General features: G+C 61.6%; 14 protein-coding genes. 5 read left to right on the top strand and 9 right to left on the bottom strand.

The genetic code is table 11. The annotated features are described in order from the left end of the window. Positions 1-104: 104 nt before the first annotated feature. Genes O2807_04120 through O2807_04110 form a run of 3 tightly spaced genes read right to left on the bottom strand, consistent with a single transcriptional unit; the run spans position 105 to position 2500 of the window. Positions 105-563, bottom strand: a complete 459-nt coding sequence (locus tag O2807_04120) for a RidA family protein (GenBank protein ID MDA0999692.1) — start codon at positions 561-563, stop codon at positions 105-107. 9 nt (positions 564-572) lie between these two features. Then, positions 573-1172, bottom strand: coding sequence for a molybdenum cofactor guanylyltransferase (locus O2807_04115; protein MDA0999691.1), 600 nt, complete (start codon positions 1170-1172; stop codon positions 573-575). A 35-nt stretch (positions 1173-1207) separates the two neighbouring features. Continuing rightward, entirely contained in the window at positions 1208-2500 is a 1293-nt protein-coding gene (locus O2807_04110; GenBank protein ID MDA0999690.1) for a molybdopterin molybdotransferase MoeA, read from the bottom strand. A gap of 168 nt (positions 2501-2668) precedes the next feature. Between O2807_04110 and O2807_04105 the strand changes: the two genes are divergently transcribed. Further along, on the top strand, positions 2669-3112 hold the full coding sequence (locus O2807_04105; protein ID MDA0999689.1) for a thioesterase family protein: 444 nt from the start codon (positions 2669-2671) through the stop codon (positions 3110-3112). 14 nt (positions 3113-3126) lie between these two features. On the opposite strand, the gene O2807_04100 is transcribed toward O2807_04105, so the two are convergent. Then, positions 3127-4731, bottom strand: coding sequence for an L-lactate permease (locus tag O2807_04100; protein MDA0999688.1), 1605 nt, complete (start codon positions 4729-4731; stop codon positions 3127-3129). Positions 4732-5128: 397 nt separating this feature from the next. Between O2807_04100 and O2807_04095 the strand changes: the two genes are divergently transcribed. Genes O2807_04095 through O2807_04085 form a run of 3 tightly spaced genes read left to right on the top strand, consistent with a single transcriptional unit; the run spans position 5129 to position 8141 of the window. Then, on the top strand, positions 5129-6112 hold the full coding sequence (locus O2807_04095) for a tripartite tricarboxylate transporter substrate binding protein (protein ID MDA0999687.1): 984 nt from the start codon (positions 5129-5131) through the stop codon (positions 6110-6112). A gap of 15 nt (positions 6113-6127) precedes the next feature. Next, a complete protein-coding gene (locus tag O2807_04090) occupies positions 6128-6613 on the top strand; it encodes a tripartite tricarboxylate transporter TctB family protein (GenBank protein MDA0999686.1) in 486 nt (161 codons plus the stop codon). A 10-nt stretch (positions 6614-6623) separates the two neighbouring features. After that, complete coding sequence (locus tag O2807_04085; protein MDA0999685.1) at positions 6624-8141, top strand: tripartite tricarboxylate transporter permease; 1518 nt, start codon at positions 6624-6626, stop codon at positions 8139-8141. Positions 8142-8221: 80 nt separating this feature from the next. On the opposite strand, the gene O2807_04080 is transcribed toward O2807_04085, so the two are convergent. The 5 genes from O2807_04080 to O2807_04060 form a co-directional block, all read right to left on the bottom strand. Continuing rightward, positions 8222-9100 carry a formylglycine-generating enzyme family protein gene (locus O2807_04080; protein MDA0999684.1) on the bottom strand — a complete coding sequence of 293 codons (879 nt, stop codon included), beginning with the start codon at positions 9098-9100 and terminating at the stop codon, positions 8222-8224. Between the two features lie 81 nt (positions 9101-9181). Beyond that, positions 9182-10213, bottom strand: coding sequence for a thiamine pyrophosphate-dependent enzyme (locus O2807_04075; GenBank protein MDA0999683.1), 1032 nt, complete (start codon positions 10211-10213; stop codon positions 9182-9184). Between the two features lie 4 nt (positions 10214-10217). Continuing rightward, complete coding sequence (locus O2807_04070) at positions 10218-11429, bottom strand: pyruvate ferredoxin oxidoreductase (protein MDA0999682.1); 1212 nt, start codon at positions 11427-11429, stop codon at positions 10218-10220. A gap of 13 nt (positions 11430-11442) precedes the next feature. Then, the gene (locus O2807_04065; GenBank protein ID MDA0999681.1) at positions 11443-12630 is read right to left on the bottom strand and encodes a (4Fe-4S)-binding protein; all 1188 of its coding nucleotides are present in this window, start codon (positions 12628-12630) and stop codon (positions 11443-11445) included. Positions 12631-12772: 142 nt separating this feature from the next. Next, a complete protein-coding gene (locus tag O2807_04060) occupies positions 12773-13492 on the bottom strand; it encodes a FadR/GntR family transcriptional regulator (GenBank protein ID MDA0999680.1) in 720 nt (239 codons plus the stop codon). A gap of 219 nt (positions 13493-13711) precedes the next feature. Here O2807_04060 and O2807_04055 point away from each other — a divergent pair. After that, positions 13712-14002, top strand: a 291-nt coding sequence (locus O2807_04055; GenBank protein ID MDA0999679.1) for a hypothetical protein, incomplete at its 3' end; no start/stop codon positions are given.

The raw sequence follows: 14002 nt of genomic DNA, 5'->3' as shown, positions 1-14002 counted from the left end.
CGGGATTTCCCGTCATCCGGAGCGCCCCCCGGTAGAGGGAGTCGATGTGCTCGAGAGCCAGGGCCTCAAATTCAGATCTGTCCGATTTCATTTCAATTAGCTACCTATTTAACCTCAAGTATTACTTCAAGTTCGATCGGCACCCCCAGCGGGAGTTCAGACACCCCCACGGCCAGACGGGCGTGCGCCCCCGCATCGCCCAGCAGTGCGGCCGCGAGCTCTGAGGCACCATTCATCACCAAGGCCTGATCGGTAAAGCCATCCGCGCTGGCGACAAACCCCGTCATGCGGACCACCCGGCCGATGCGCGCCAGATCGCCCAACGCCGACTTGGCCTGCGCCAGTGCATTCAGAAAACAAACGCGGGCACACTCCTGCCCTTCCTCCACGCTCACGCCCGCTCCCACCTTTCCGGTTTTCACCGGACGGCCCTCGCGGGTCGGGATCTGACCGGAGATGAACAGCAGGCTCCCGCTCTGGACATAGGGGACATAGGCCCCCACAGGAGCCGGGGCATTCGGGAGAGCCAACCCCCGCTCTACAAGTTTTTCCTCAATGGACATTCTGAACTCCTATGCGGGCGTTTTCCCCCGTCCGATGACAGCGAAATCCTCGGGGGTGTTGACGTTCACAAACGACAGGCCGTCCGGGTCAACGGTACGCCATTCTTCTTCCTCTATCCGAAGAACCCGCACGTTCTCGTGAAAGGCGATCAGCTTGAGTTGGTCATCCTGGATGGAGCGGCGGATATGAGGCTCGCACGCGCCGCTGTAGAGCGCGCAAAGCGGCTCCCCCCAGCTGTTTTTGATGGGCAACACCACATCCCAACCATCGGCCCGCCCGGCCATGTGGCGCAACAAGGATGGCTGAAGGAGCGGCATATCACAGGCCGCCACGAAAACATACGAACCGGGCACCTGCGAGACGGCCGCATGAAGTCCGCCGAGAGAGTCGTTACCGGGAAGCACATCCTTCACGACCCGGAGGCCGAGCTCCTCATACCCTTTCCGCCGGTTGGAAACGGCGAATACTTCGTCAAACACCTCGGCGAGCGTGTTTGCCACCCGGCGAATGAGCGGCTCTCCGTCCAGGAGCATGAATGATTTGTCCCGCCCCATGCGGCGGCTTCGTCCGCCGGAGAGAATGGCAGCCTTCATCGGAAAACGCTTCAATCTGAAAACCTCAATTCGGCGGAAAAGCGAAGATGTTATTTTCCCTCTTCCATGTTTTTCGAGGCCACCAGCACGCCGGGCCCAACCTCCGGCGGTATGCCCGCTCCCAGGGCGGACACCTCATCGAGGATCACCACCTGGACCTGATCTCCCGGGTTCAGCTCGGTCTCGAACTCGGGAAACACTATCAGGGCGTTCGCTCGCACCATCGAATGCAGGATGTTCGAGCCCTGGGCCTCGACGGCGCGCACCTCCCATCCGCTTTCCCGGAAGGAGACGACGCTTCGGACATAATGCCGCCGCTCCGGCGATTTCCGCAGCGGATGCTGGATCGCCGCCTCGACCTTCGGGCGGAAAATCTCCTTCTTTCCCTGCATCTTCAGCAGCGCGGGGCGCACGAAAAGCTCAAAGCTCACCATCGTGGAAACCGGATTCCCCGGAAGTCCGAACACCGGCTGCCCCTGGATCGAACCGAAGGCCATCGGCTTTCCCGGTTTCATCCGCACGCGCCAGAAGTGCATGTCGCTGCCCATATCCCCGAGTGTTCCCTTCACCAGGTCGAAGTCGCCGACGGAGACGCCCCCGCTGGTCAAGAGCACATCCGCGGCAAGGCCATCGCGCATGTGGCGGGCCAGATCGCGGGGGTTGTCCCGGGCAATGCCAAGCAGAAGAGGCTCCCCGCCCGCCTCAGTGACCTGCGCGGCGAGCGAGTAGGTGTTGGAGTTGTAAATCTGGCCCACGCCCAGCGGCTGGCCAAGATCGACGACCTCCTCCCCTGTCGCCAGGATCGCCACGCGCGGCCTTTGGTGCACATAGATGTTGGCCCGGCCGATGTTGGCCAGCATCCCGACCGCCGCCGCGTTCAGCGGCATCCCCGCCGAGAAGACGACTTCGCCCTCCTTCACGTCCTCCCCCTGGGGGCGGACGGCTTCGCCCGGGGGGACCGCGAGGAAGATGCGCACCGCATCCTTCCCCATGGATTCGGTCTTCTCGACCAGGACCACGGCGTCGGCCCCCTTGGGCATCGGGGCGCCCGTCATGATGCGAATGGCCTCGCCCGCTCCCACCGTTTTCTTGGCCTCAAAGCCCGCCTGAAGCTCCTCGATGACGCAGAGCGTGACCGGGCTCTCCCCCGAGGCCCCGGCGACGTCCGCCGCACGGACAGCGTAGCCGTCCATGGCGGAATTGGCCCACGGCGGAATCGGCCGGGGAGAGATGACATCCTCGGCCAGAACGCGTCCGAGGGCGTTCTCCACCGAAACGCGGGTACGCCCCAAGGGCTCGATTTTGGAGAGAACCGCCTCTTGTGCTTCCTCAACGCTGATCATTCGCCCCTCTTTTCCGAAAAAACTTTCTTCATCAAGGATTTCGGACAAGCGCCCGTTGAGGCATTATAGCGGATCCGGGAGGGCGGTTAAACCGGCCGGCTTTCCCGGGGGAGTGGCGCCATTCCCCGGATATTTAGACAAATTTGCCCGAAAAAGGATTCATTCAGGATGGCCAAAGAGGATTTCCGCCACAAGAGCGAGTTTCGCGTCCGCTTCGGCGAAACCGACCTGCAGGGCATCGTCTTCAACGCCAACTACCTGCTCTACATGGATACGGCACAGATGGACTATCTGCGGCGCATGGACGATCTGTACGCTCAGCTTCGCGCCAACGGCCACGATCTGTTCATCGTGGACGCCCGGATCCAGTTCAAGGCCCCCCTTTACTTCGACGAGGTTCTCGAGGTCTTCACCCGCATCCATGAGATCGGAAATTCGAGCTTCAAGATGGATTATGAAATGTTTGAACAAAAAAACGGACGCTACGTTGCCCGCGGCGAAACGGTCCACGTCACTGTCGAGGAGAAGAATCGAACACCGGTCCGGGTCCCGCCCTACATGCGCACTGCCGTCCGCAGCTTCGAGCAGAACCCCTCGATCAATCCCGAGTAACACCCTTCAGACGATCAGCGGGAGAGCCACAGTGCCAGGAGCCCGACGAGCGCCACCTGCACCAGGCAGTAGCCCGCCACCCGGCGGAACACCTCCCCTTCCCGGCCGCCGAGACCCGCCGTCGCGCAACCGACGAGCACCTTCGCCGGGGCGATCATGCTGCCCAGTGAACCGCCCGCGCTCTGTGCGCTCACGATCACGATCGGGTTCTTATGCACCAAAGCCGCCACCTCTTTCTGAAACCCGCCGAAGAGGATGTTCGAATTTGTGTTGCTCCCGGTGACGAAGCTCCCGAGCAGGCCGACGAAGGGCGAGATGACGGGATAGAGGCCGCCGGAAACGGAAGCCGCCCCCGTGGCCAGCACCTGAATCATCCCGGAGGCGGTCATCACCGTGGCCAGCACCGTCATCGAGACGATTCCGACAGCCGTCGGATAGACCTCCCGGAAGGTGGCCCGGAAGATCGAGGGCCGGTTCCTCGGCCATCTTCCGTTCACCTTGTAGAGCAACCAGCCCAGAATGGCGGTGTAGAGCAAAAGCGCTCCGGGGTGCCCGAAGGGCGCGAGGTGCCACACCTTGGAAGCGGTCACGATGCCCAGCGGGGTGCGGATTTCAGGAAGAAATACCCTGAGCTTCCACGCATGCAGCAAATCGTGAAGGCCGGGGAAAAAGGTTACAACTGCCACGACGGCGATCAGGGCATAGTAGGGAGAAAAGGCCAGGCTGAAGCTCATTCTCCGGTCGCTCGTTATCTCTACGGGCCGGACCCTGTCCTCTTCCGGCTTGGGGGGCATGCTCGGGGGCCGGGAAGGCCCCTGAAAGCGCCGGAACTTGGCCAGCGCGAAACCCGTTAGCAGGCACAGCATCCCCGCACCGAAGGTGGCGATGATCCACATATCCATCCAGGCCAGGAAGAGCTGCGTCAGCGAGGTGATCAGCCCCATGATGAGAATAAGATTCCACCACCTTCTGACAGCGCTCCATCCCGCATGAAGGTGGGCCACCGAAACAGCCGTCACGATGCCCGCAAAGGAAAGCAGGAGCGCGATGCCAAGCCCGACTTCGTGGGGGGGCAGATCCGTCACCGTGAGGATCGCCTGGAAGCTGCTCGCCATATCCCCCATGCTCACCGACCAGGCATGGCCCAGGAGGGAGACCGCCACCGCCTGCACCGGCGGGTAGCCGATGCCGATCAACAGAGGGGCCACCACCGCCACGGGCACGCCGAAGCCGGCCACCCCCTGGAGAAACGAGGTGAAACCGAAGGCCAGGATGAGAAGCTGGAGGATGTGGTTCTGCGTCATCTCGGAAACCGACCAGCCGATGTTCCGGATGCCGCCCGCGGCGTCCGCCACGTGGTACAGGATGAGAGCGGGGATAATGATGTAGAGAACCGGGGCGCTCAGAAGAACGCCCCGCAAGACGGCCTGAAGAAGCTCCTGGGGCAGCATCCCGAACCCCAGGAAGGCGACCCCCAGCCCCACAGCTAGTCCGGCAGGTCCCGCCCTTTTCCCCCCCCACCTGAGCCCGAGCATGAGGATGATCAGGACCAGGACCGGGGAAAAGGAAAGAGCCCACAAAAACGGGCTGCTCTGGATGGACACACTTTCCGGGGACACAACAAAACTCACTCTGATGAAAACGCTCAAGACGGACAGCCGCGCGGGCGCCGGGCGATCCCAGGTCCACGCCCGGATTCACGGCGGGCACCATTCCACATTCCGGCAGATCCGTAAAGATCGGTCCGTGCGCCACGGAGCGCCATGAAATGCGGTGCTTCTCCCCTCCCTACCTACACAAAAAAAAGTATTCCCTAATCGGAAAATATGTATTACTATAGGTCAAATTCATCTATTTTCAGAAAGACCTTAAGAACGACCTTTGCGCGTGCGGGCACGAGCGTGTTTCCGGCTGGAGAGGACTCCCGCCGTTTCGAGTGTGTTCTGTTCTGTATGCGCAGCGGGCTCCCTATCGAAGGAGCCCGTCTGCGCCTGTCTCCTCGCAGGAGGGTCGCATATGTCATTCCGCAAGACATTCCGCCTGGGTGCCCTCGCCTTCGCTCTGTTCTTCGCATGGGCGCCGATCTTCGCAGATGCCGCGTGGAAGCCCACCCGGCCCATCGAGTTCATCATCATGGCCGGCAAGGGTGGCGGCGCTGATCGAATCGCCCGCCTCATGCAAAAAATCGTCACCCTGAACAAATGGTCTCCCCAGCCCCTGGTTCCCATCAACAAGAGGGGCGGCTCCGGCGCCGAGGCCATGCTCTACCTCATGCAGAAAAAAGGGAATCCGCACGTGATTCTCGTCACGCTGAACAGCTTCTTCACCACGCCGGCGCTCCAGAAGCTTCCCGTCAACTACTCCCAGCTGACGCCGATCTACCGCCTGGCCATGGACACCTTTCTTCTCTGGGTCAACAAGGATTCCGGCATCAAGAACATGGAGCAGTTCGTCGCCGCCGTGAAGGCCAAGGGCGGCAAGTGGCGGATGGGCGGCACCGGAAAGATGCAGGAAGATGAACTCATCACGAGCATGCTCATGCAGGCCTATGGCCTCCCCAAGGGTTCCATCACCTACGTCCCCTTCCGGGGCGGCGGCACCGTGGCAAAGAATTTGGCCGGAAAGCACGTGGACTCCACGGTGAACAACCCCTCCGAGGGGCTACCGCATTACCCCGGCAGAATCATTCCGATCGCCGCCTTAACTCCGAAGCGCATCCCGGCCTTCCCCGACGTTCCGACGTTCGCAGAGCTGGGCAAGCCGCAGCTGGTCTACTTCATGCAACGGAGCATCAATGCGCCGGGAGGAATCCCCGCCGAGGCCGTCGCCTGGTACGAGGACCTGTTCACCAAGCTGTGCAACTCCGCCGAGTGGAAAAAATACACGGAGCAGAAGGCCCTGAACCGTGCCTGCTTGAGCGGCGCCCCGCTGGCCTCGTTTTTCGCGGAAGAAAACACCAAGCACATGGACCTTCTGAAAGGAATGGGCCTTCTCAAGTAAGGTAGCCACCGTTCGATGAAATGGGCAGATAGAGGCGTCGCCGCGGTCCTGTTTCTCCTGGGTCTCGGCGTTGCATGGAAGGCCGCGGAACTTCCCGTCGGGATTCTTCCCAGAGAAGGGCCAGGGGGGGGGTTTTTCCCCTTCTGGCTCTCTCTGGGGGTTTCGATCGCGGCAGCACTGGTCTTTATCCGGACCTTCGTTCAAAAAGCCTTTCCGGAAAAAGCATCTGGCGGCACTTTCATCACGCGCGAGGGGTTGCTCGGGCTCCTCCGCGTCGGCCTCCCCGGGCTCATCATGATCCTTCTGATCAATCTGCTCTCCATCTATCTCGCCGCCGCGCTCTTCGTTTTCTATTGCCTTTATTTCGTTGGAAAGCACAAACTTTCGATCACCCTCTCGGTGGCGATCGGCACCCCCATCGCCGTGTACGTCATTTTCGAGAGATTTCTTATTCTTCCGCTGCCCAAGGGATTATTGGAATCGCTGTTCTACCTCGACTGAGGAAAAGCTCTTGGAGATACTGGGAAACCTCTTCTACGGCATCGGTGTCGCCCTCGCCCCGCAAAATCTCGGAATGGCCCTCATCGGCGTCATTCTCGGTGTAGCCATCGGCGCCATGCCGGGGCTCGGCTCGGTGAACGGCGTCGCGATTCTGCTTCCGATTACGTTCGCCGTTCCGCCGACGAGCGCCATCATCTTCCTGGCCGCCATCTACTACGGCGCCATGTACGGCGGAGCCATCAGTTCCATCACGCTGAACATCCCGGGCGCCTCGACCGCTGTCGCCACCACGTTCGACGGCTACCCCCTCGCCCAGAAAGGAAAAGCGGCCGACGCCCTTGTCACGGCGGCGGTGGCAAGCTTCATCGGCGGGAGCATCTCCATCGTTCTCTTCACCTTCTTCGCTCCGCCGCTGGCGGAATTCGCCCTCCGGTTCGGCCCGCCCGAGGAGTTCGCCGTCGTATTTCTCGCCTACGGCACCTTCGCGGGGCTGGGCGGCGAGAACCCGCTCAAGACCCTGATCGCCACGATGACGGGGCTGATCATGTCCTCGGTGGGGACCGATATCGTCAGCGGCTCCCCCCGGCTCATCTTCGGGGGCGTCACCGGCTTCTACCACGGCATCAATTTTCTGGTTCTCGCCATCGGTCTCTATGGCGTCGGCGAGATCTTCTACACCCTTGAGGGCGGCCTCCAGACGCGCGAGCGCTATCAGGCCCGGGTCGGCATCAAAGAGATCGTCCAGACCCTCCGGGACCTTTCCAAGTACACGACCACCCTGCTTCGGGGCTCTTTCCTCGGGTTTTTCGTCGGGATGCTGCCGGCGGCCGGGGCGACTCCCGCCAGCTTCATGAGCTACAGCCTGGCCAAGCGCTTTTCCAAGGAAACCCATCTGTTCGGCAAAGGGACCATCGAGGGCGTGGCCGCCCCCGAGTGCGCCAACAACGCCGCCAGCACGGGCGCCATGCTCCCCATGCTCACCCTCGGCATTCCGGGATCGCCCACGACGGCCGTCATGCTGGGCGCCTTGTACGTCTGGGGTCTCGTTCCCGGCCCCCGGCTCTTTGTCGAAAACCCGGAGTTCGTCTGGGGCCTGACCGGAAGCCTCTACATCGCCAATTTCATGGCGGTGATTGTCTCCCTGTTCGCGGTGCCGATTTTCATCTGGATGCTCCGGATGCCGATGACGATTCTCGCGCCCATCATCCTGGTCGTCTGCGCGGTTGGGGGCTTTTCTCCGACGCAGGACATGTTCGATGTCTATCTCATGTTCATCTTCGGCGCGATCGGCTATTTCTTCCGAAAGCTCGACTACCCGCTCGCCCCGATGGTGCTGGCCCTCGTCCTCGGCGACCTCACCGAACGGACCTTCCGACAGAGCATGATCATGAGCCACGGAAGCATCGGGATCTTTTTCGACATGACGAACAACCCGATCGCCGCCGTTTTGATGTGGCTCTCCATTGCCCTCTTCGTCGTGCCGCTCGTCATGCCCCTCCTCCGACGCCTTCCCGGAAGAGGCGCCTAAATTTTCCACAAAATTTTCCACAAAAAAAAGGGGGGTGGGAGCGTCCCACCCGCCTTTGGTCATCTGTCAGCCTTCCCCGATCATTCGTCCATCGCGCAGCGGAACCCCAGGTTCAAGTTCTTGTACCAGGGCTCGAAGCCGTCGCGGGCCGAGCAGCGCAGGCTGTCCTCAATGTAGTCCCAGCCGCAGCCCCGCGCCGCGCGCACGGTCCAGGCGTAGCCCGCCTTGCGGGGCACCCAGCCATCGGTGTTCCCGTAGCGTATTTTAAACGCGTTCTTGTCGCGCCCCAGTATCTCGAACCGATCGCCGCGCTTCGCCTCCCCGAGCGAAAGGCTCCCGCCCGATGCCACCGCATGAATCACCACCCGGGCCATCGCCACCTCGTAGGTGGGATGCGCAAGCCCACGCGGGTTCTCCGCCGGACCGTTCCGGTAGTAGAACGCATCGAACCAATCGTTCACCCACTCGAAAACATTGCCCGCCATCTGGACCGCTCCGTAGGGGGAAGGTACATCTTCTTTCGCGTCCACATCGAGGGGAAACGCGGGCTCGCCGCCTGCATAGTGCGCGAGCGAGTAGGTCGGCGCATCGTCTCCCCAGGGATAGCGCCGGCCGTCCGTGCCCCGGGCGGCTTTTTCCCACTCGGCCTCGGTGGGAAGGCGCTTGCCCGCCCATGCGGCGTAGGCGCTCGCCTCCTCCCAGCTCACGCTGACGACCGGCTGCTGGGGCGCGGCGAAATCGTCCTGTGAAAAAGAGGGCGGCGCAGAGATGCCGGAGTTTTCCTCGAGAAATTTCCGGTACTGCGCGTTCGCGACGCAATACTTGTCGATCCAGAATCCCGAGAGCACCACCTCGCGTTGGGGCTGCTCGTCGTGGTTGCCGATCTCAGAGCCCATCTGAAAAGGCCCTTCGGGAACGTGCACCATCGGGACGCCATCCGGCCCTGTTTTTTCCTCCACACCCAAGAGCGCATCTCCTCAAAAGAAGGGCGGGACCCCGAAGGGCCCCGCCCCGTGTCGCGCGCAGTGCCGTTTATCGCCTTACTTCTTCTTGGTCGGGTCCACCACCTTGAAGGGGATGACGCCCGGTACCATCCAGTCGTTGAACTGCCGGTCCACCTCATCCTGGAAGAGCTGGTAGTCCTCGTCAATGAAGTGGTGGAAGCGGCCCTGCGTCTCCAGATACTCTCGCACAGGCTTGCGCTTGCGGCCGCCGTAGACTTGGCGAGCGGTCTGCCCGTTGTAGGTCAGCTCCCCGTCCTGCATTTCCCAGAGCGGGAAGAGGCCGGTCTCGACCGCGAGCTCACCCAGCTTGTGCGAGAAGAAGGGATCGTAATCCCACCCCTTCGGGCAAGGATCGAGCGTGTGGATGAAGGCCGGCCCCGGAATCGCAAGGCCCTTGCGGACCTTGTCGATGAGATCCGCCGGGTAGGATGCATCCCCGGTCGCCACGTAGCGGCACTTGGTGTGCCCGACGGCGATGAGGGCGGCCATGTTCTTCTTCCAGCGGTTGTTCATGATGCGGTATTTCTTGCCCGGCGGAGTGAACGTGGTGTTCGCGCCGTAGGGCGAAGCGCCCGAGATCTGAATGTCCGTGTTCGCATACGACTCGTTGTCGTAGCAGATGATCAGGTGGTTGTACTGGGTGTGCTGCAGCGCCGCCGAGATGGACGAGAGGCCCATGTCGATGCCGCCGCCGTCGCCGCAGAAGGAGATGACGTTGATCGGCTCTTCCTTCATCTTGCCCTTGCGCATGAGGGCGCGGAGGGCCGCCGCGGTGCCCGTGGCCGCCGAACCCGACGAGCCCAGCTGGGTGTGCATCCATGGCACCACCCATGGGGTGCTGTAGTAGGTGGTGTTGGCCACGTACATGCAGCCCGTCGAGCCGAGGATGATGGTCCGCGGGCCGGCCGCCTTGGCCATGAGCCGCATGATGAGCGCGCTCTCGCAGCCCTGACAGGTGCGGTGGCCGCTCGTGTAGTACTCCTCAACCGCCTTTTTGGGGATCTGGTTCACCTTCCCCATCAAGGGAAGCTCCTGGGTCCCCGCGTCGTATTCTTCGATAGTACTCATGGTTTTACTCCCTCACGCCAATCCAGGTGACATCGTTGGAGGTTTGTCCCTTCTCCACGAGTCCGTACACCTGGTCGGTAATGTATTTGACATCATCGAGCAGCACTTCGCGCCCGCCGAGGCCGCAGATAAAACCCTTCACGTGCGGCTGCTTGTCGAGGCCGTAAAGCGCCGCCTTGATCTCGTTGAACAGAATGCCGCCGTGGAAAGGCGAGCCGTACGAGTAGTCGCGATCGATAACGCCCACCGCCTTGAAGCGCGAGAGCGAGGCGCGAAGCTCCTCGGTCGGGAACGGGCGGAACCACTTGAGCCGGACGAAGCCGACCTTTTTCCCGTCCTTGCGCATCTCGCGGATGGCCACCTTCACCGGAAGGCTGAGGGTTCCCATTCCGCAGAGAACGACATCGGCATCCTCGGTCATGTACTCATCGAGGAAGGGGTTTACGTTCTCGCCGAAGATGCGGTTGTAATCCTTGTAGACTTCTTTCAGCACAATGTAGGCGTTCTTGGCAGCCTCGCTGCTCTGGCGCCGCACCTCCATCAGCCAGTCTTCGTTCGCCTGCGGCGCGATGGTGATGGGATTGTCCGGGTGAAGCAGGAGGTCTCCCCGGTCATAGGGCGGGAGAAACTCCTTCACCCCCGCCTCGCCCGGCACGCGGACCGTCGCCTGGCTGTGCGTGAGGAAGGCCCCGTCCATCGCAATCGCGACGGGCAGGAACACCCTCGGGTCCTCGCCCACGCGGAAGGCCATGAGACCGAGCTCGACAGCCTCCTGCGCGGTGTCGGGGAAGTTGATGAGCCAGCCCAGATCGCGCACGAGCAGCGCGTCGTTGTGCTCGGTGCCGAAAGCGCCCGGATCGTCCAGCGCCCGGCAGCCCACCAGGGCCACGACGGGGAGGCGAAGGCCGGCGGTCACGGCGAGAGGCTCCATCGCATAGAGCCAGCCCACACCACTCGATCCGGTGAAGGTACGCGCCCCGCAGGCCGAGGCGTGCTTGACGATCTCGAATTGCCCGTGTTCGCTCTCGGCCGGAATGTACTCCGCATCCATCTCACCGTCTGCGATCATCCGCGCGACATACTGCATGACCGTATCGTAAGGCCGGATCGGATACGCCGTGATGACATCCACATCGGCCATGCGGCAGATGTGCGCCATCACCTCGCTGCCGGTGAGTAGCTGGATGCCCTCACCCTTATCGGTTGCTGTCGCCATCTAACGGTTCCTCCTAATGATCTTTTATGGACCAGGACTGGCTCGTTTCTTTTGTGTGCCCGCCATCGAGCCCCGCGCCCGAGAAAGCTCCCGCCAAGCCGGTGATCGGGTGACGGTTCTCGACTTTGCCCACGGCCAGCTTTTCGTCCACGTATTTCTGGTAGCTTCCCTTGTTTTTGTTCCACATCTCGTACTGGCTGTCCCGATCCTCGAAAACGATCTCATTCGTCATGGTGATGCAGTCCTTCACAGGGCAGATCGCTTCGCAGACGCCGCAGCCGCAGCAGGCATCCATGTTGGCGTCGTAGTAGCCGTCCGGCGTCACATCGAAGCACGTATCCGGGCAGGCAATCCAGCAGAGGGTGCACTTCGTGCATTTGTCGAACTGGATCACCGGGCGCATCGACCGGGTGGACCATTTCTTGAACTTTTCGTTCCGGCCCGGAACGTAGCCGCCGTCCGAATCGCCGTACTTGTTGTGGCCGCCGACGCCGTCGATGACAACGCCCTGGCGCATCTGCTTCCAGGTGAGAAGTTCAAATGTGAAGGGCGTTTCCGTGTTCCCCTCTCCGGGCTTGACCTCATCGGAGCGCGTATCCTCGAAACTGGCCCGGGCCGCTTCCACATGGGCGTCGCCGCCGAGGTTCTCCCGGATGGCTTCCGCCAGACTCGCCATCGAGCAGATCTGCGGGCAGGCCTTGAGCGCGGCGCCCAGGCAGCGGGCATCCGTTCCATCGTCCTTGTAGACCCAAAGGCCGGCGAAGCTCGGCTCGCTCTTGATGATGGCCAGGTGGTAGGGCGCGTCCTTGACGTGCATGTGCTTGACCAGATCATCGTGCGCTTGCATCGAGGTGATAATCAGCGTTCCGCCCGGCTGGGTGATGGCGTTGAGGGGCTGCAAGCCATACCAGGCCCAGGATTCCACACCCTTTGTCAGGGTGTCGTCCAGGGCGATGGATACGTCCACCTGCTTGGGTTCGTACTGCGCGGCCACCGCTTCGAGTTCCTCGTGCGAGTCGGCGATATAGCCGAAAAGCTTGGCCGGGATGCCGTTGCGCTCGGGCGAGTCGCTGTAGCGGCCGAACGAGATGCCCTTCTTGCCCTCCTTGACCGCTGCCAGGACGAGCGTGCGGGATATCTTGTTCGCGAGGGCTTTTTGGTAAATCCCTCTGAAGATGATTTCAAACGATTGAATACTCACGCTTCTCTCCCTCCCCACGAAGGGGATGCATGGGTTTTCGTTGAGGACGGGACATGCATTCGCCCCCTCCCGCTGAAATCCGTTTTGTGTGTTCTCGCCGCTTGGCCCTCCCCTCTCAAGAACCGGACAAATGCAACTGATCTCACTTGGAATCTTTCTTGAACAAATCCATTCCCTGTCCTTCCACGCCGAGCAAATGGCTCAGCATGCGGGCCAGCGCCTCATTCTTGTTCTTCCGTCGAAGGGCAGCCAGGATATCCTGATGTCCCTCCAGCGAACGAGCCCGATCTTCCTGTTTGCGGACCGAGTGCTCGCGCATCTCGCGAAGCGAATCGAGCAAGGTGCCGAGCAGCCGTTCGAGAAACGTGTTTTTGGCGGCGGCCGCCAGCGCCATGTGAAAGGCCGTGTCTTCGGCCATGCCGCTCTCGCCAGCCTGAATCTCTCTGCGCTGGTGGTTCAGTATCTTCTCAAGGTCCGCCAGTTGCCTGTCCGTGATCCGCTCGACCGCAAGGGCGGCGATTTGCGGCTCCAGGATCCGCCGCGCCTCGAAGAGGTAGCGAATGCCGCTCTCGCCCTCGGCGGAGGATTGTTCGGAGAGATGCGTGATCAGGAAATCGGCGCTCGCGATGACGAACGTTCCTTCCCCTTGGCGGCTTTCCACCAGCCGCGCCGAGGCGAGCGCGCGGGTTGCCTCCCGGACCGAGTTGCGCCCGACGTCGAACTGCTCGCAGAGCTCGCGCTCTGAGGGAAGCCTGTCTCCGACCTTGAGGTCGCCGTTCAGAATGAGCGAGGTGATCTGGGAGACGATCTCCTCGTACACCCTGACCTTTTTCACGGCCTGAAGCCGAACCGGCGCAGTCACGAAAACCTCTGGGCAGACATCATGTTAGCGGGTTATCCTACAAGTAGAATTATCAAGGAAATTTAAGACAGTCAACAGCAAAGAGAATTTTTTTAATGAAAATAATAAACCCACCTTCTCGCTCTTCCGCAGGAAATTTACGCTTTCCGGCCACTCGGCCACGTGTTAAATTGCCCGCGGTTTCTGGCCCATTTCCGTTCCTTCTCCCTGGGGTGCCCCTTGAGGCGGCGAAATCTCCTCTATCTCCTCACCGCAGGCCACGGCTTTGAGCACTGGTATCTCGGCCTCATCGGCCCGGTGCTCCCCTTCCTTGCACAGGACCTGCAACTGACGTTCACCCAGATCGGCTTTCTTTTCGCCGGGAGAGCCCTCTGCAGCGCCTTCAGCAGCATCGTTGCCGGCTTTGTGACCGATTCGCTGGACGGCGGCAAATGGGTCCTCGTCGGGTGCCTGGCGGGAATCGCTATTGCCCACGGCGGGATCAGTCTCGCCCCCGGCTTCATCGTGCTC

Source organism: bacterium (genome assembly GCA_027622355.1).
Taxonomy (GTDB): Bacteria; UBA8248; UBA8248; order UBA8248; family UBA8248; genus JAQBZT01.
Note: the sequence above shows the minus strand (reverse complement) of the source record. Positions and strands in the feature narration are given on the sequence as shown.

Bases quoted from the DNA above. Each gene is read 5' to 3' on its own strand.
- O2807_04120 (MDA0999692.1), bottom strand. From the start codon at position 563: ATGTCCATTGAGGAAAAACTTGTAGAGCGGGGGTTGGCTCTCCCGAAT.
- O2807_04105 (MDA0999689.1), top strand. From the start codon at position 2,669: ATGGCCAAAGAGGATTTCCGCCACAAGAGCGAGTTTCGCGTCCGCTTC.
- O2807_04070 (MDA0999682.1), bottom strand. From the start codon at position 11,429: ATGGCGACAGCAACCGATAAGGGTGAGGGCATCCAGCTACTCACCGGC.
- O2807_04095 (MDA0999687.1), top strand. From the start codon at position 5,129: ATGTCATTCCGCAAGACATTCCGCCTGGGTGCCCTCGCCTTCGCTCTG.
- O2807_04075 (MDA0999683.1), bottom strand. From the start codon at position 10,213: ATGAGTACTATCGAAGAATACGACGCGGGGACCCAGGAGCTTCCCTTG.
- O2807_04090 (MDA0999686.1), top strand. From the start codon at position 6,128: ATGAAATGGGCAGATAGAGGCGTCGCCGCGGTCCTGTTTCTCCTGGGT.
- O2807_04110 (MDA0999690.1), bottom strand. From the start codon at position 2,500: ATGATCAGCGTTGAGGAAGCACAAGAGGCGGTTCTCTCCAAAATCGAG.